This window comes from Hydrogenispora ethanolica, from assembly GCF_004340685.1.
Lineage (GTDB): Bacteria > Bacillota > UBA4882 > UBA8346 > UBA8346 > Hydrogenispora > Hydrogenispora ethanolica.
Genome location: NZ_SLUN01000022.1, coordinates 67,319 through 82,875, shown reverse-complemented (window position 1 = coordinate 82,875; position 15,557 = coordinate 67,319). Strand labels below are relative to the sequence as shown.

The window sequence follows — 15,557 nt, the reverse complement described above, 5'->3', positions numbered from 1 at the left end:
CGCAATGGAGATCGCGGAGTATGTCGCGGAAATCGGAAGGCGGGCTAAGCAGACCGCGCCCATCCTGGCCCGGTTATCTTCTACCTGTAAGAATCAACTATTGATCAAGATGGCCGATTATCTCGTCGCTGAAAGCGAAGCGATTCTGGCCGCGAACCGGCAAGATGTCGAACAAGGCAAGTCGAAAGGGCTTTCGGCCGCGTTAATCGACCGTCTGACGTTGACTCCCCAGCGAATTCAAGGCATGGCCGAAGGACTGCGGACGCTGGTCAGCCTGGAAGATCCCATCGGGAAGGTCACCGGGATGTGGAAACGTCCCAATGGGTTGGAGATCGGCCAGCAACGGGTGCCTCTCGGCGTGGTGGGAATCATTTACGAGGCGCGGCCGAACGTGACGGTGGATGCCGCGGGACTGACGTTGAAGACGGGAAACGCCGTGATCCTGAAAGGCGGTTCCGAAGCTTTGCATTCCAATCAGGCGCTGGTGGGAACGCTCCGGAAAGCCTTGGCCGATTTGGAGCTGCCTGAGGATGCGGTTATTTTGGTGGAGCGGACTGAGCGGGAAGCGGCCACGGCGCTGATGAAGTTGAATCAGTATTTAGATGTGCTCATTCCGCGCGGCGGTTCCGGACTGATCCGGGCGGTGGTCGAAAACTCCACGGTTCCGGTTATCGAGACCGGTGTCGGGAACTGTCATACCTATATTGACGGCGACGCCGAACTGGAGATGGCCCGTAGGATTGCCTTTAACGCCAAGGTGCATCGTCCGGGCGTCTGCAATGCCATGGAGACGCTGTTAGTCCAGCGGGACATTGCTCCGCGCATCTTGCCGCTGCTCGCCGAGGATTACCAGAAAGCGGGGGTTGAGCTACGGGGCTGCCCTGAGACTTGCCGGCTCATTGCGGCGCGGCCGGCCACGGAAGAGGATTGGGCCACCGAGTACCTGGATCTGATCCTGGCAGTCAAAATCGTGGCCGATGTCCACGAGGCGATCGCGCATATCAACCGCTACGGGACCCGGCACTCCGAGTGCATCGTCACGACCAGTTACGCCAAGGCCCGCTTGTTTTTGGCCGAGATTGACGCGGCCGCGGTTTATGTGAATGCTTCGACACGGTTCACTGATGGTTTTGAATTCGGCTTTGGCGCGGAGATCGGCATCAGCACGCAGAAGCTACATGCCCGGGGACCGATGGGTCTGGAGGCATTGACGACCATTAAGTATATTATTTACGGCGACGGTCAGATTCGGAAATGAATGACGCTTGAGCCGGCATTTTAGGGTCTTGATCAATCTCGGCATGGAGTTGACACAAAGATGATGTTTGGAATGATGGGCGGCACATTTGATCCGATTCACTTCGGCCACCTGGTTCTGGCGGAGAAGGCCCGGGAAGCTTATCATCTTGAGAAGGTACTTTTCGTTCCGGCGGCAATTCCGCCTCATAAGATCGGCGAGGTGTCCACCTCGGCTGCAAACCGCTTGAAAATGGTGGAATTGGCCATTGCCGACCATCCGAATTTTGAAGCTTCCGGCGTCGAGTTGGAAAGAACCGGTCCGTCCTATTCGATCGATACCGTCCGTCAACTCAAGCAAAGCCATCCTGGAATGGAAGCGGCCCTGATCATGGGTTTTGACTCATTGCTGGAGCTTCACTCCTGGAAAGATTATCAATCGATACTGGAGGAAGCCCGGATCATCACCGCCTTCCGCCCGGGGTATCCGATTCTGAAAAAAGGGGATGACTGGCCGGCCTTCCTGCACCCTTTCAGAGAGCGGATTCTCTTTTTGGAAGCGCCGTTGCTCGATATTTCCTCGACTTGGTTGAGAGTGGAGCTAATGTACGAACGGTCGATCCGTTACCTGGTGCCGGATCCAGTACTGGAGTACATCGCGGAAAAGCGAATTTACCGGGATTTTTAAAATTGGCGTCACCGCTGGTATAGTCAGATTTTTTTGACGCACAATATTAACGGTAAAGGGCTGAAGTTGAACCGTTCGCTGGTTTCCTGACTCGAAAAACTGAGTTTTGATGCTCGAATGCTCCGGCAACTTAAAACTCGGGTTAAACAACTGAATCAGAACCGATGATGCCGGGGCCATAAACAGTCAACATATAAACGGTACTGGCTAGCGCGATTTAGGACTGAGCCCTCACGTCCTTACGGATGAAAGAGAGGTGAAAAAGTTGACCAAGACCTTATATGTCGGAAATTTGCCCTGGTCGGCCACAAAAGAAGATTTGGCATCCTTTTTTGCAGATCAGGCTCAGGTCAAATCGAGCCGGATTATTACCGATCCGGCCAATGGTCGTTCTCGAGGCTTCGGGTTTATCGAGGTCGAAGATGAAGACGTCGACCGGGTGATTGAGGCAATGAACGGTAAAGACATGGGCGGTCGGGAGATCATCGTTAACGAGGCCAAACCGCGCCAAGCCAAAATGTAAAAAATATTCCGTCTACAGCAGGGTGCGCAATGCATCCTGTTTTTTATTTTGTCCGAAAGCTTCCTGGTTTCGATTGGCCCGTGGAACGGCAACAGAAATTACTGCGATTTTTGTTAAAAATGCCGTGAGGTAGAGGAAAAGACCGAAAGAGATTGAATTAGTGTTTATTTCCCCAATATTCGAAAGGAGAGTTGTGGATGCCGTTTGTGCAATTAAAGTTGGCCAAAGGACAGGTCACCGACCTGCAACGAACCGAGATTGCCGCCGGGTTGACCGAATTGATCGGCACGGTAATGGGCCGGGAGAAAAGGCTGACCACCATCATCATTGAGGAGATCCCCACCGAACAATGGCTGATTGGCGGTTCCGCCGCGAAGGCCGGCGCGGTATCTTTCGTCAATATAAAAATATCGAAAGGCACCAGCAATCCGGAGGAGATGGCCCGGATGATGCGGGCCACCAAGGAATTGATGGTGAGGGTCCTCGGAAATCAGGAGGAAGCCAATTATTTTATCATTGACGAGCTGAATCCCGACGCCTGGGGTTTGGACGGCATCTCCATGACCGAACGCCGGAGCAGGCCGCGCTGAGCAAAGCCGAGTCAACCTACTCTATGATAAGGAGGGTCGTTGATGGAGAAAATACGTTTGGGCCGTACTGGCTTGACGGTCAGCCGGAGTGGTTTTGGGGCTATTCCCATCCAGCGGATTTCCTTTGGCGCTGCCGCTCATTTGTTGCGCAAGGCCTTTCGGAACGGCATCAATTTTTTTGATACCGCCCGGGCTTATACGGATAGCGAGGCCAAGATCGGCGAAGCGCTGGGGGATGTCCGGAAAGAGATCATCATTGCCACCAAAACGCCGATCGGCAATGGGGAGCTGATCGCCAGGAACCTTGAAACCAGTCTGAACTTATTGAAAACCGATTATATCGATATTTATCAACTGCATAACCCACCCGCCCTGCCGGACCCCGAGGGAGACGCTTACCGGGCCCTGTTGGACGCCAAGGCGCAAGGAATGATCCGGCACATCGGGTTCACCAATCACCGGTTGGACGTAGCCCTTCAGGCTGCCGCTTCCGGGCTTTTCGACACGGTGCAATTCCCGCTGAATTCGTTATCATCCGCTGCCGACCTCGAGCTGATTGAGGAGTGCCGGAAATATGATTGCGGCCTGATTGCCATGAAAGGTCTATCGGGCGGGTTGATTACCCAGGCCGCCGCCACTTTCGCCTTTTTACGCCAATACGATAATGTGGTGCCGATCTGGGGGATTCAACATGAGTGGGAATTGGATGAGTTTCTAGCGCTTGAGGAGAATCCACCGGTCCTCGATGAGGCCATGTGGAGCGTGATCGGGCGGGATCGGGCTGAATTGTCCGGAGCTTTCTGCCGGGGCTGTGGTTACTGTCTTCCCTGTCCGGCGGGGATCCCCATTCCGATGGCGGCGCGAATCGCTTTCTTCCTGAAGCGTTCAACCTATCAAACGTATTTGGGGGATGACTGGAAAGCGCAAATGTTGCGGATCGAACAATGCCAGGATTGCGGCCACTGCCGGAACCACTGTCCTTACGAGCTGGATACGCCGCAGTTGTTGCGGAATCAACTCCGGGAGTATTTACAGTTTTGCGAGGACCATCGCACCCCTTCCGCGGGTCCTGCCTGAGTTTTTGATAAAGATAACTCCGCCGTGAGGGTGAAACGGATGCTTTCTACCGCCCGGGATCGAGCGCCTGATCCCGGGCGTCTTTTGCCTTGGCCGGGGCAGCCGCGGCACTCGGAGGGGCAACCGTTGCCCCGGCGGGGGCGGTTATCGCGCCGGAGCGGGCAGGTTCGTCCCCGCTCCGGGCCAATCCGCCCCGGATCAGCGCGCCGCTTGCCTGAACCGAAATTTTTCATGCCCGCCCCAGGGCGGTTCTTGCCTGGGAATCAATGGTGAAAAGGAGTTTCGCCCCGGGGCGATCGGGCTCGGGCCAACTTTACAAGGCCGCGGATCTATGGTATCTTGATGAAAGAACAAACGTTCGCCGGCGCTTCCGATGGACGGGCAGGAGGTCCGAAGCGGCTTTCAACCGTTCATTGGCGAGGATTGCACATCCCGCAGAAAAACTGCGCAGCCGATATATTTGGTAATGCTCTGCTTTTGGAGGAACGATGCTCGAACAAGCCAAACTCACTTTGAAGAAATATTACGGATATGATTCATTCCGTCCGGGGCAGGAGTCGATCATTGCCAGCATTCTGAGCGGCAAGGATACGTTCGTCATCATGCCGACCGGCGCGGGCAAATCGCTCTGTTTTCAGATTCCCGCCTTGCAACTGCCCGGAATCACGCTGGTGATTTCACCGTTGATTTCGTTGATGAAGGACCAGGTCGATGCCTTGGGCACCTTGGGAATTGCCGCGGCTTATATCAATAGCTCCCTGAGCTATAGCGAGGTTCGCAAACGCGTGGCCGAGACCCGCGCCGGCCGCTACAAGCTGCTCTATGTCGCGCCCGAGCGCTTGCAGCTCGAGTCCTTCCGGCAACTGCTGACGACGCTGCCCGTGTCCATGGTGGCAATCGACGAGGCTCATTGCGTATCGCAGTGGGGGCATGATTTCCGCCCCGCGTATCTCGCGATCGGGCCCTTCCTGCAAGAACTCGGGCAACGGCCGGTCGTCGCCGCCTTTACCGCCACCGCCACTCCGGAAATCAAACAAGACATCGTGAGACAATTGGGCCTGGCTGATCCCAGGATTTTTGTTACCGGCTTTAACCGCGAGAATTTGCACCTGGCCGTCCGCACGCTGCGCGGCAAGGAGAAACGGCAGTTTATACTGGAGTATGTCACCGCCCGGGCTGAGCAGGCGGGCATCATTTATACCGCCACCCGCAAAGAGACTGAGGAACTCTGCAATTTTCTGAATGAAAACGGTTTGACCGCCGGGAAGTACCATGCCGGAATGGCCGATGCCGAACGTAAACGCAACCAGGAAAACTTCATCTATGACAACCTCCGGCTGATGGTGGCGACCAACGCTTTTGGAATGGGCATCGACAAATCGAATGTCCGCTTTGTCATTCATTACAATATGCCGAAAAACATCGAAGCCTATTACCAGGAAGCGGGCCGGGCCGGCCGTGACGGAGAACCCGCCGAATGCATCCTGCTCTTTGGCGCGCAAGACATCGTACTCCAAAAATTTTTGATCGAACAATCGGTGCCGCATCCGGAACGCCGCAAGTACGAAATGGCAAAACTGCAGTCCATGGTCGAATACTGCCAGACCTCCCGTTGCCTGCGCCATTTTATCCTGAATTATTTCGGGGAATCCGACGCCCCGGAGGAGTGCGGAACCTGTTCGAACTGCGGCAATGAGCGGGAGGTTCAAGATGTCACCGCGGCGGCGCACACCATCCTTTCCTGCCTGATCGATTTGCGGGAGCGTTTTGGAGTCCGGACTCTGGTCGAAGTCCTGAGCGGCTCCCGGGGGAAAAAAGTGCGCGATAATCATTTCGAGCGGTTACCACGGTTTGGGGCGCTGGCCCAGCAGTACCCGCAATCGGAGATTCAGGGACTGGTCGGGTGGCTGGTGACAGAGGGGTATCTGAGGCAGAGTGATGGTCAATACCCGGTTTTAAAACTGACCGATTCAGGGCGAAAGGTTCTCGAAGAGCAAGTGCGCCTGGAGCGCATCGTCCCGAAACAGGTTCCGCTCCAAGCGAACAGCGTCGGGGATGACTCGCTCTTCCAGATCCTGCGCCGCCTGCGCCGGACCATCGCCGAACGGGAGAACCTGCCGCCGTATTTGATCTTCTCCGACAGCACGCTCCGCGAGCTATGCCAGCGCCGGCCGAACACCCGGTCCAAGATGCTGGCCGTGAAAGGCGTGGGCGAGTTCAAATTCAATAAATACGGCGCGGAATTTCTGGAAGCCATCCGCGCTTATCTGAATGAGATCCCACCCGAAGCGGAATGGACTCCAAACCGAGGCGGGGCGGCGGAGACCGCTGCCCCGCCACCGGCCGCACGGGCAGCCGGTGCGCCGAGTCATCTGATTACGTTTGAAATGCACCGGCAAGGTGATGCTATGGACAAAATCGCGCAAGTACGCAACTTGAAACTCCTGACCGTTCAGGAACACTTGCTTCGGTGCGCCGGGGAAGGGATGACGATCGATTGGAGTTGCTTGATCCCTGAGGAATATGAAGCGCTGATTCTCAGCAAAATAGATGAAGTGGGCCCCCGGTATTTACGGCCCATCAAGGAACGGCTGCCGGAAGAGATCGATTACCTCATGATCAAAGCTGTACTATTGAAACACAAGGCCCGCTGGGAAAGCGAGCTTTCCTGAATTTTCATAAAAAATTAGTCCTTTTTTTGCAGGATAATCGATATTCATGTTAAATAATATGAATTAAGGTTTTTTGCGTCATTGGCACACTTAATCAGGTGAATATATTTGAATACTTCGGTTATAGACACTCAATCATCTTTCCATCCCGAATCACTTATCGCTCCGGCCGAGACATTAAAAAAAGGCGGTTTGGTGGTTTTCCCCACCGAGACCGTTTACGGATTGGGAGCGGTTTTTAATGATGAAAACGCCTTGCTGAAGATTTTTGCCGTGAAGGGCCGGCCGTCAGACAATCCGCTCATCGTCCATATTTGGGACGTCAAGCAGTTATCATCTTTGGTTTCCCAGGTATCCTCCAAAGCCGAATGCCTGACGAAAGCCTTTTGGCCGGGACCTTTAACGATCATCTTTCCAAAGCGTTCTCTGGTCTCGGGGGTGGTTACCGCGGGGCTGGACACGGTCGCGGTCCGCATGCCATCCCATCCGGTGGCCCAAGCTTTGCTGCGATTGACGGATGTGCCGGTCGCCGCGCCCAGCGCCAACCTTTCGGGACGTCCGAGCCCCACCAAGGGCTCTCACGTGGTGGAGGATTTGTTCGGGAAAGTGGAGTATATCATCGATGCCGGCCCCTGTCCGGCCGGGATCGAGTCGACCGTGATCAAGCTGGAGCCCGACCCGGTGATCCTGCGGCCGGGTTCCGTAACCAAAGAGATGCTGGAACAAGCATTGGGAGAAAGGGTGGCCGTGGCGAACCCCGATAACCAGGAACATCCACAAGCACCGGGAATGAAGTACCGCCATTATGCCCCGCAAGCACCGGCCCTTTTATTTGAGGGAGATCCCGAAAAAGTGGTTGCCGAGATCAATCACCGGCTCGATCAAGGAAAATCTTCCGAGCGCATCGTGGTGATCAGTTCTTCCGAGCATCTGACCCGGTACCGGAATGAGTGGGTTTTGGATTTGGGACCGCTGGAGAGCCCGGAGGTTGCAGCGTCCCGATTGTATGATTTGTTGCGTTTTTGCGACCAATTGGCAGCCAGTCAAATTTTGATCGAGGGAGTCAAGCCGCAAGGCGTCGGCTTGGCAGTCGCCAATCGTTTACGAAAAGCCGCAGGGGGGTGCATTGTCCGTGTATCGTAAGTTGATCACGCTCTTCAGCCTACTCCTCCTTTTTGGCGCCGCTTCGGGATGGGGGTTGGCCGCCGGTTACCAACCGCGCGCCGGTGAGCAACTATACTACCGCGTGGTCGTAAAATCGATGATTCATGGCGCCGACCAGACCATCAAAGTGGTTTCGAAAGGGACTTATAAAAACCGGGAGATCGTCAATGTTCAATATAGCATGAACACCATCGGCATGGTGAAAAATCTGGCCAACTATTCCGAACAGGAAACGTTGATCCTGGATGCCGAGGGCTTATATCCCTGGTATCTCAAAAGGGAAGTCATCTCCGGAGAGAAAAAAACGCATGAAGAGGTCACTTTTGATTACGCACAGGGGATTGCCATCCGTTTGGCTTCGCGAAATGACGAGCCGACGGTGCGAACGGAATTGAAGCTGACTGGATTTGTTCAAGATGGGCTCTCCTTGCCCTTCTTTTTGCGAAAGGAGAACTTGAAACCCGGACATCATCAGGTCAATTTTTACTCCAACGGGAAGATTGAACCGGTGACGTTTACGTTGCGTGAGATCAATCAGCCTTTAAAACTGGAAACCGGGACCTATCAGCCCTATCTGCAAGCCACGAATGATGAGAGCAAAATTACGATTATTCTGGCGGATACCGCCGAGCGGCAACCGCTGATCATCCGAAAATTGGCTCAGTTCGGCAAAGTGGAGGCCCGGCTGACCAAGGTAAATTGAACGTCAGGAACCGTATCTTTTAGTTGTAAATGATTCCTGCAGCCACAGCGGCGGCAGCTCCAGATGAACTCGGACCCGTGGCTTACCGCCACGAATTCTCGGGTGTTACAACACTCCGGGCATTGCAAGGTTAAGGGTTTGCCGGATTCATTTTGAAAGTGCCATTCCAATTGTTTTTCTTCATGATGAATACGGTTTTGGGACGATAAATACTCCATGCCTTTAGTATGGGCAGCATGAGCGACTTCATGCGGGAAAGTAGGACAAATTCTTCGATGATTCAGAAGGTCTTATTTATTTGTACCGGCAATACTTGCCGCAGCCCTATGGCAGAGGCGATGTTTCGTAAGATGATATTGGAAGAAACCGCTAGCGCAACGGATACCATGGAAGTAGTTTCGGCGGGGATCGCTACCATCGATGGAACCGGCGCTTCCTCCCATGCAATAGCCGTCATGGAAGCGGCGGGTATTGATTTGCGGGGTCATCGTTCTCGCCAGGTCACTCCGGAGTTGTTAAATTCGGCGGATCTGGTCTTGACCATGACTCGTGATCAAAAAGCTATTTTGATCCAGATGTTTCCCTCGGCCGGTAAGCGGATCTTTACCTTGGCCGAATTCGCCGGAATGTCCGAACCTCAAGCCGGGGCGGAGGAGACGGGGCCGTTTTTGGGGTTGGATATTATTGATCCGTTTGGTCTGGGAATGGACGCTTACCGCGACTGCGCCGATCAGATTAAAAAATATTTATCTCAGGTTGTACGCTTGCTTAAAACGGCCTCAGACAATCCGGAATCGGTGGATTGATACTGCTCTAGTGGTAAAAACTAGTAAAATAAATGAACCCGGTTTTCCTAAATTTCATTTTCATTTCATCGCTGGAGTAAATACACTACAAGGAGATGACAGAAATGGCTGTTCATGTGATTGATCATCCGCTAATTCAACACAAGCTTTCAATTATCAGGGATGTCAATACCGGCGCCAAGGAATTTCGCGAACTTCTCGAGGAAGTTTCGATGTTGATGGCGTATGAATTCACCCGTAATTTCCCACTGGAAGAGGTGGAAGTGGAGACTCCGGTGGCTACCGCAAACTGCAAGGTGGTTTCCGGAAAAAAGGTGGCCATTATTCCCATCTTAAGAGCCGGACTGGGTATGGTCGGCGGAATTTTAAAATTGATTCCCACTGCCAAAGTTGGTCATATTGGCGTCTATCGCGATCCGGAGACTCTCCAACCTATCGAATATTATTGCAAACTCCCGCCCGATCTTTCGGAGCGGGAACTGATTCTGCTCGATCCGATGTTGGCTACCGGCGGTTCGGCCGTGGCAGGAATTCAATTTCTTAAGCAGCGGGGGGCCACTCAAATCCGGATGGTCAACTTGATCGCCGCGCCTGAAGGGATTGAAAATGTCCAGGCCAAACATCCTGATGTCGATATCTATGTTGCTGCCGTTGACGACCGGCTCAATTCGCACGGCTATATCATACCGGGTTTGGGCGACGCTGGGGATCGGCTGTTTGGAACAAAATAATTCTCTCCTTACCATCGACCATCAAGACTTTAAACCGCGCTCTCCCAAAGGAGATGCGCTTTTTTCATTTTCAATCTACTGATGGGGTAAGCTATAATATGGATTTGGAGTAAAGATCGATTCAGAAGTGTATTTGGAGTGGATAGGTAAACACTTTGTAAAACGAGCGAAAATGCTTTTCAATTTAAATTCTTTTATGATATGATAACTGGTAGCACCAAATTTTAGCAATCCTTGGAATGCTGAATAAATGGGATTGTGATTTATAATGGCAGATAAAAAAACTTGGCGTGATTTAGCCCTCTACGGGTCGCTAAGCTTGAATCTGGGCTTCATGGTGGTGGGCGGATATTTCTTGGGCAATTTGATCGAAAAAAACTACCGACTGCATAATATGACTGCAACCGGCGTACTCGTCGGTTTATTTTTAGGCTTATATGAAATGTTCGCAATCGCGTATCGGGCGGGCCGAAAAAAATGATTATCTTACTACTGCTGGGTTTCATCTTTGGTAGTCTCGGGTGGTTATTTTGTGGGCAGATCCACGGAATTGCCGGTGCGATTATCATTGGCTTGAATTTGCTGGCGGTAGATTTTGCCGTACAAATGTTGCGTTTGCGATTTCTCAAAAAAGTCGCCGCTGGGGGAATACTCATTGGAATTCTGGGGGGATTTGCCTTCCGGATTGTTAGTGTCATTATTTTCCTGCGATTTGGCGCATGGTGGCTTGGCTTTGAATCGATTCATTTTTATATTTTACTCTTCTTTCTGCTCTTTTTGCCGATAATAAACTTGATTGAAGCACGACATTTCAAGGTGGAGACAGGGAAAACCGATGGAAACAAATCACGCTGATATGGTTCGATGGTTTGGACTGGATGTCAACCTCCGAATCACGGAGATGACTTGGATTGTCATGGCTGCATTAATCATCGTAGCATGGCTGGCATCCCGAAAAATAAATAAGATCCCAAAAGGCTGGCAAAATGTAATGGAGATGGCAGTCGAGTTTTTGGAGGGCTTGGTCAAAGGCGGCTTGGGCGAAGCGGGTGTCAAGTATACTTATTTTTTTGGCTCCTTATTTCTCTTCATTTTGGTAGCCAATATGTTGGGACTGGTTCCGCACCTTTCTTCCCCGACCAAGGATGTGAATGTAACCTTATGCTTGGGCGTCTTATGGGTCATCTGGCTGCAGTATATCGGAATCCGCGAGAACGGACTGGCGAACCATTTAAAACACTTTTTAGAGCCTTTTCCGCCGTTTGTTATCATCCATCTTTTTGATTTGGGAATTAGGCCATTAACTCTGGCATTGCGTCTTTTCGGTAATATTTTTGCGGGTGAAATTTTGCTTGAAAAACTGACCGAGAATTTTCCGGTGCTGGTTCCTTCTTTATGGCTGTTTGTTAGCGTAGCCATCGGCGCGATTCAGGCGTTCATCTTCACTGTTCTTACTGTATCCTATACGGGCTTAACCGTATCTCATGAGGATAACTCAACTCATTAAACAAACCTGCGGAGGTGTCTTACATTGAATCTTGAGTTAAACGAGTTTAGGGTCATTGCAGTCGGTCTGATTTGTATGGTTTCCAGTTTTGCCGCCGCGTCATCGGACGCCAAGGTTATTTCCACGGCCTTGGAATGTATGGCGCGCCAACCTGAAATTGAAGGTCGTCTCTTCACATCGATGCTGATCGGCGTCGGCCTTTTGGAGTCCATCCCCATTATCGCCGTTGTTATTGCCTTTATGTTGCTTGGCGGAGTGAAATAAGCCTGTCAAACCATCAATTCACACTCTGAGAGGTTTCGGCTATGGAAATGTCTTTGGGAACTTTCCTGGTGATGTCATTTAACTTCCTGGTTTTATTAGTGGTTTTAACGAAACTGCTGTACAAGCCGATCCAGGGAATCTTGGAAGAACGGCGCCAAAAGATCAGCCATGATCTCACGGAAGCTGAAAAATCGCGCCATCAATATGAAAAGCTTAGTCATGATGCGAAGAAAACATTAGAGGACGCTCGCGCCGAGGCTTTCCAAATCGTCGAACGTTCTCGGGTGGAAGCTGAGCAACTGAAAGACCAAATTCTGACTCAAGCACGTCAGGAAGCTGAACAACTGCGCGAAAAAAACCGGCAAGAAATCGAGCGCGCTCAGAAACAAGCCCTTCAGGATTTACGCCAAGGAACTGTTTCTCTGGCGTTGCTCGCCACCGAAAAATTGATCGGGGATCGGATGTCCAAAGATATCAATGATCTCTTGATTCAACGCGTGCTGGACCAGATTGAGAAAGGGGCTGCCAACCATGTTAACCCAGGCGGCGCGTAGTTTCAGTCTGGCAATGGTGGAATTATCCCAGGAACGAGATATTCTGGAGCCGGTCAAGTTAGCGGCGGAAGAATTACTTGCGAGTTTGCGCGTTTCGGAACTCCGAGAATTTTTGACTCATCCGAAGATCCCCAGTCAGGGCAAGAAAGAAATCCTGCTTAAGCTGGTTCCTACGGATACGCCGCTGGAGTTCAGCAATTTTCTGCAATTGATCATCGATCGGCATCGCGAGAAATTACTCGTTCCGATCATGGAGAATATTATTGATCTCACGCTTAAACAATGGGGTCAGGAGATTGTCGAGCTGATTTCCGCTCAGCCTTTATCCGATGTTGAAAAGCAAAGAATCGCTGAATCGCTCTCCAAGACCTGGGGAAAGAAAGTTTCGCTGAAATACCGGGTAAACTCGGTCCTCATCGGCGGAATTATTATCCGGCACGATGACCAGCTAATCGATGGTTCTTTGGCCGGGCAAATTAATGCATTAAAACAACATTTGTTTGAAAATACCGAATTACCGATTTAAGAGGAGAATCCCATGAGATTTTCGACAGAGGAGATTATTTCCGTTTTAAAGGAGCAGATCGGTAGATATCAACAAGACCTCGATATCCAGGAGAGCGGTACTGTCTTAGAAGTCGGGGATGGCATCGCTCGGGTTTTTGGCCTGGAGAAGGTAATGATGGGCGAATTACTGCTTTTCCCTCATGATATTTACGGTTTGGCCTTAAACTTGGAAGAGGATAATGTCGGCTGTGTCTTATTAGGCGATGAAACCCTGATTAAGGAAGGGGACTTGGTACAGCGCACCAAACGGGTGGTTGAGGTTCCAGTCGGCGATGCGATGATTGGCCGGGTCGTTAATGCCTTAGGCCAACCGATCGATGGAAAGGGCCCGATTAATACGTCAGAGTTTCGCCCGGTGGAACAGGTTGCTTCAGGGATTTCCAAACGTGAACCGGTCAAAGTTCCTTTACAAACTGGCATTAAGGCAATCGATGCGATGATTCCGATCGGTCGTGGCCAGCGGGAACTGATAATCGGCGATCGGCAGACCGGAAAAACCGCCATCGCGATCGACACTATCCTGAATCAAAGCGAATCGGGCGTCATATGCATTTATGTTTGTATCGGGCAGAAAGCTTCCACCCTTGCGCAAATCGTAGAAACGCTTGAAAGCAAAGGCGCCATGAAATATTCGTTGGTCGTCGCCGCCACGGCCGATGAATCTGCTCCGTTACTGTATCTGGCGCCATTTTCAGGTTGCGCCATCGGAGAATACTTCTTAGCAAAAGGCAAAGATGTTCTGGTAGTCTATGATGATCTATCCAAGCACGCCACCGCTTACCGGGCAATGTCCTTGCTGTTGCGGCGTCCTCCCGGGCGGGAAGCTTATCCCGGTGATGTATTTTACCTTCATTCGCGTTTGCTCGAACGCGCGGTAAAGCTGAGCAAGGAGAATGGAGGAGGCTCTTTAACGGCTTTGCCAATCGTTGAAACACTGGCCGGTGATGTGTCCGCTTATATTCCAACAAATGTAATTTCGATCACGGACGGACAGATCATTTTGAGTACGGAGTTATTCTTCGGCGGGGTTCGGCCTGCGGTCAATGTTGGGCTTTCCGTGTCTCGGGTCGGTGGAAGCGCTCAGATCAAAGCGATGAAGCAGGTGGCTGGCAGGTTGCGGATTGATTTGGCGCAATTCCGGGAGCTAGAGGCATTTGCTCAGTTTGGAGCGGAATTGGATAAGTCAACCCAAGGACGCCTGAATCGCGGATATCGGATTGTTGAAATCCTAAAACAAGAGCAATATCATCCCTTAACAACATTCGAGCAGGTTGTTTTGATCTATGCAGTTACCAATGGATATCTCGATGATATTCCAATTGATGAAATTCGCCGTTTCGAAAAAGAATTTCTCCATTTCATGAGCATGGAAGGCCAAGATTTCTATAAAAAGCTTCAGGAAACCAAGGCACTGGATCAGGAGTCCATTTCCAAGCTGGTGACCTTGATTAAGGAGTTTAAAGACCGCTTCAAGAAAGGCTCGCAATCCCAAAATAAATAACGGAATGAAGGAAATCGCATGGCTTCAATTCGTGATCTGCGATTGAAAATTAAAAGCATTAAGAATATCCAGCATATAACCAAAGCAATGAAAATGGTGGCTTCTGCCCGTTTGAAAAAAGTTCAAGACAGGCTGGAAGCCGCTCGCCCATATGCTCGGAAAATGGCAGAAGTGACTTTAGATCTCGCGTCGCGAACTCCTGAGATAATAAATCCACTGCTATTGCCCCATGAAAAGAACGAACGTGTCTTAATCTTGGTGTTCACAGGTGATCGTGGCTTGGCGGGGGGCTTTCATCAAAAAATTGCCGATGGAGCGGTTCAATTCAGTCAAAAGTTTAAAGGCCATTCAGAGGTTTCTTTTTATGGAGTCGGTTCGAAAGGGATACACCGCCTGTCAGTTCGCCACATCGAACTCTTCAAAAAGTTTACTGATCCGGTAGGTGGAGTCACTTTTGAGGCGGCGCAAAAACTAGCCGAAGAGTTGATAGAGTTCTATCTCTCGAAGCAATTCGATCAGATTTTCCTTTATTATGCCAAATTCCATTCGGCAATGACACAACGCCCCAAAGCATTCCAACTGTTGCCGATCGATCCGTCCAAAACCCGTCAGCGGGAAGAACGAGGTCTGTTCATCTATGAACCGGACCAGCGTCAAGTTTTGGATGGATTATTGCCGCGCTATATCACGAGTGAAGTTTTCCGTGCCTTTTTGGAGACGGAGACGGGAGAATTGGGCGCGAAAATGACCGCGATGTCTTCAGCTACGGACAATGCTGCCGAGTTAATCGAACGGTATAGCCTTGAGTTTAATAAGATTCGCCAAAGTCAAATCACCACGGAGATCGCCGAGATCGTCGGCGGCGCCGGCGCCCTTGAAAGCTGAATTAAAGTCGGGGAATTGCTGCTTGATGCCATAGCAAATTTGGTCCAGTGCCGGATATACTTATCCGGTGTAGTACTGATATGAGGAGT

The 15,557-nt window shown here is 51.3% G+C and carries 18 protein-coding genes; all 18 read left to right on the top strand.

What is annotated here, in order from left to right; translation table 11 throughout:
- Positions 1–4 precede the first annotated feature (4 nt).
- Complete coding sequence (locus EDC14_RS17000) at positions 5–1,258, top strand: glutamate-5-semialdehyde dehydrogenase (RefSeq protein ID WP_132015499.1); 1,254 nt, start codon at positions 5–7, stop codon at positions 1,256–1,258.
- A 60-nt stretch (positions 1,259–1,318) separates the two neighbouring features.
- The gene (nadD, locus tag EDC14_RS16995) at positions 1,319–1,924 is read left to right on the top strand and encodes a nicotinate-nucleotide adenylyltransferase (RefSeq protein ID WP_132015498.1); all 606 of its coding nucleotides are present in this window, start codon (positions 1,319–1,321) and stop codon (positions 1,922–1,924) included.
- A gap of 265 nt (positions 1,925–2,189) precedes the next feature.
- On the top strand, positions 2,190–2,447 hold the full coding sequence (locus EDC14_RS16990; protein ID WP_132015521.1) for an RNA recognition motif domain-containing protein: 258 nt from the start codon (positions 2,190–2,192) through the stop codon (positions 2,445–2,447).
- A gap of 197 nt (positions 2,448–2,644) precedes the next feature.
- Positions 2,645–3,037: a tautomerase family protein gene (locus EDC14_RS16985; RefSeq protein WP_132015497.1), complete on the top strand. Its 393-nt coding sequence runs from the start codon at positions 2,645–2,647 to the stop codon at positions 3,035–3,037.
- A 42-nt stretch (positions 3,038–3,079) separates the two neighbouring features.
- On the top strand, positions 3,080–4,114 hold the full coding sequence (locus EDC14_RS16980; RefSeq protein WP_132015496.1) for an aldo/keto reductase: 1,035 nt from the start codon (positions 3,080–3,082) through the stop codon (positions 4,112–4,114).
- A 488-nt stretch (positions 4,115–4,602) separates the two neighbouring features.
- The gene (gene recQ, locus EDC14_RS16975; protein WP_132015495.1) at positions 4,603–6,786 is read left to right on the top strand and encodes a DNA helicase RecQ; all 2,184 of its coding nucleotides are present in this window, start codon (positions 4,603–4,605) and stop codon (positions 6,784–6,786) included.
- Positions 6,787–6,894: 108 nt separating this feature from the next.
- Complete coding sequence (locus EDC14_RS16970) at positions 6,895–7,929, top strand: L-threonylcarbamoyladenylate synthase (RefSeq protein ID WP_279388776.1); 1,035 nt, start codon at positions 6,895–6,897, stop codon at positions 7,927–7,929.
- On the top strand, positions 7,919–8,653 hold the full coding sequence (locus EDC14_RS16965) for a DUF3108 domain-containing protein (RefSeq protein WP_165908085.1): 735 nt from the start codon (positions 7,919–7,921) through the stop codon (positions 8,651–8,653). The genes EDC14_RS16970 and EDC14_RS16965 overlap by 11 nt, the downstream gene beginning before the upstream one ends.
- Positions 8,654–8,889: 236 nt before the next feature.
- Positions 8,890–9,459, top strand: a complete 570-nt coding sequence (locus EDC14_RS16960; RefSeq protein WP_243662976.1) for a low molecular weight protein arginine phosphatase — start codon at positions 8,890–8,892, stop codon at positions 9,457–9,459.
- A gap of 104 nt (positions 9,460–9,563) precedes the next feature.
- Positions 9,564–10,190: a uracil phosphoribosyltransferase gene (gene upp, locus EDC14_RS16955; protein WP_132015493.1), complete on the top strand. Its 627-nt coding sequence runs from the start codon at positions 9,564–9,566 to the stop codon at positions 10,188–10,190.
- A gap of 268 nt (positions 10,191–10,458) precedes the next feature.
- On the top strand, positions 10,459–10,671 hold the full coding sequence (locus EDC14_RS16950; protein WP_132015492.1) for an AtpZ/AtpI family protein: 213 nt from the start codon (positions 10,459–10,461) through the stop codon (positions 10,669–10,671).
- On the top strand, positions 10,668–11,045 hold the full coding sequence (locus EDC14_RS16945) for a hypothetical protein (RefSeq protein WP_132015491.1): 378 nt from the start codon (positions 10,668–10,670) through the stop codon (positions 11,043–11,045). Before EDC14_RS16950 ends, EDC14_RS16945 begins: the two co-directional genes overlap by 4 nt.
- Positions 11,026–11,697: a F0F1 ATP synthase subunit A gene (gene atpB / locus EDC14_RS16940; protein WP_132015490.1), complete on the top strand. Its 672-nt coding sequence runs from the start codon at positions 11,026–11,028 to the stop codon at positions 11,695–11,697. The genes EDC14_RS16945 and atpB overlap by 20 nt, the downstream gene beginning before the upstream one ends.
- 24 nt (positions 11,698–11,721) lie before the next feature.
- Positions 11,722–11,961, top strand: a complete 240-nt coding sequence (gene atpE, locus EDC14_RS16935; protein ID WP_279388775.1) for an ATP synthase F0 subunit C — start codon at positions 11,722–11,724, stop codon at positions 11,959–11,961.
- 41 nt (positions 11,962–12,002) lie between these two features.
- Positions 12,003–12,515: a F0F1 ATP synthase subunit B gene (atpF, locus tag EDC14_RS16930; RefSeq protein WP_132015489.1), complete on the top strand. Its 513-nt coding sequence runs from the start codon at positions 12,003–12,005 to the stop codon at positions 12,513–12,515.
- Positions 12,493–13,041: an ATP synthase F1 subunit delta gene (gene atpH, locus EDC14_RS16925; protein WP_132015488.1), complete on the top strand. Its 549-nt coding sequence runs from the start codon at positions 12,493–12,495 to the stop codon at positions 13,039–13,041. Before atpF ends, atpH begins: the two co-directional genes overlap by 23 nt.
- A gap of 12 nt (positions 13,042–13,053) precedes the next feature.
- Positions 13,054–14,583: a F0F1 ATP synthase subunit alpha gene (gene atpA, locus EDC14_RS16920; RefSeq protein ID WP_132015487.1), complete on the top strand. Its 1,530-nt coding sequence runs from the start codon at positions 13,054–13,056 to the stop codon at positions 14,581–14,583.
- Between the two features lie 18 nt (positions 14,584–14,601).
- The gene (atpG, locus tag EDC14_RS16915) at positions 14,602–15,468 is read left to right on the top strand and encodes an ATP synthase F1 subunit gamma (protein ID WP_132015486.1); all 867 of its coding nucleotides are present in this window, start codon (positions 14,602–14,604) and stop codon (positions 15,466–15,468) included.
- Positions 15,469–15,557 lie beyond the last annotated feature (89 nt).

Excerpts from the sequence above, each read along its gene's own strand:
- EDC14_RS17000 (WP_132015499.1), top strand. The coding sequence starts at position 5 with ATGGAGATCGCGGAGTATGTCGCGGAAATCGGAAGGCGGGCTAAGCAG.
- nadD (WP_132015498.1), top strand. The coding sequence starts at position 1,319 with ATGATGTTTGGAATGATGGGCGGCACATTTGATCCGATTCACTTCGGC.
- EDC14_RS16985 (WP_132015497.1), top strand. The coding sequence starts at position 2,645 with ATGCCGTTTGTGCAATTAAAGTTGGCCAAAGGACAGGTCACCGACCTG.
- EDC14_RS16980 (WP_132015496.1), top strand. The coding sequence starts at position 3,080 with ATGGAGAAAATACGTTTGGGCCGTACTGGCTTGACGGTCAGCCGGAGT.
- recQ (WP_132015495.1), top strand. The coding sequence starts at position 4,603 with ATGCTCGAACAAGCCAAACTCACTTTGAAGAAATATTACGGATATGAT.
- EDC14_RS16960 (WP_243662976.1), top strand. The coding sequence starts at position 8,890 with ATGAGCGACTTCATGCGGGAAAGTAGGACAAATTCTTCGATGATTCAG.
- upp (WP_132015493.1), top strand. The coding sequence starts at position 9,564 with ATGGCTGTTCATGTGATTGATCATCCGCTAATTCAACACAAGCTTTCA.
- EDC14_RS16950 (WP_132015492.1), top strand. The coding sequence starts at position 10,459 with ATGGCAGATAAAAAAACTTGGCGTGATTTAGCCCTCTACGGGTCGCTA.
- EDC14_RS16945 (WP_132015491.1), top strand. The coding sequence starts at position 10,668 with ATGATTATCTTACTACTGCTGGGTTTCATCTTTGGTAGTCTCGGGTGG.
- atpB (WP_132015490.1), top strand. The coding sequence starts at position 11,026 with ATGGAAACAAATCACGCTGATATGGTTCGATGGTTTGGACTGGATGTC.
- atpF (WP_132015489.1), top strand. The coding sequence starts at position 12,003 with ATGGAAATGTCTTTGGGAACTTTCCTGGTGATGTCATTTAACTTCCTG.
- atpH (WP_132015488.1), top strand. The coding sequence starts at position 12,493 with ATGTTAACCCAGGCGGCGCGTAGTTTCAGTCTGGCAATGGTGGAATTA.
- atpA (WP_132015487.1), top strand. The coding sequence starts at position 13,054 with ATGAGATTTTCGACAGAGGAGATTATTTCCGTTTTAAAGGAGCAGATC.
- atpG (WP_132015486.1), top strand. The coding sequence starts at position 14,602 with ATGGCTTCAATTCGTGATCTGCGATTGAAAATTAAAAGCATTAAGAAT.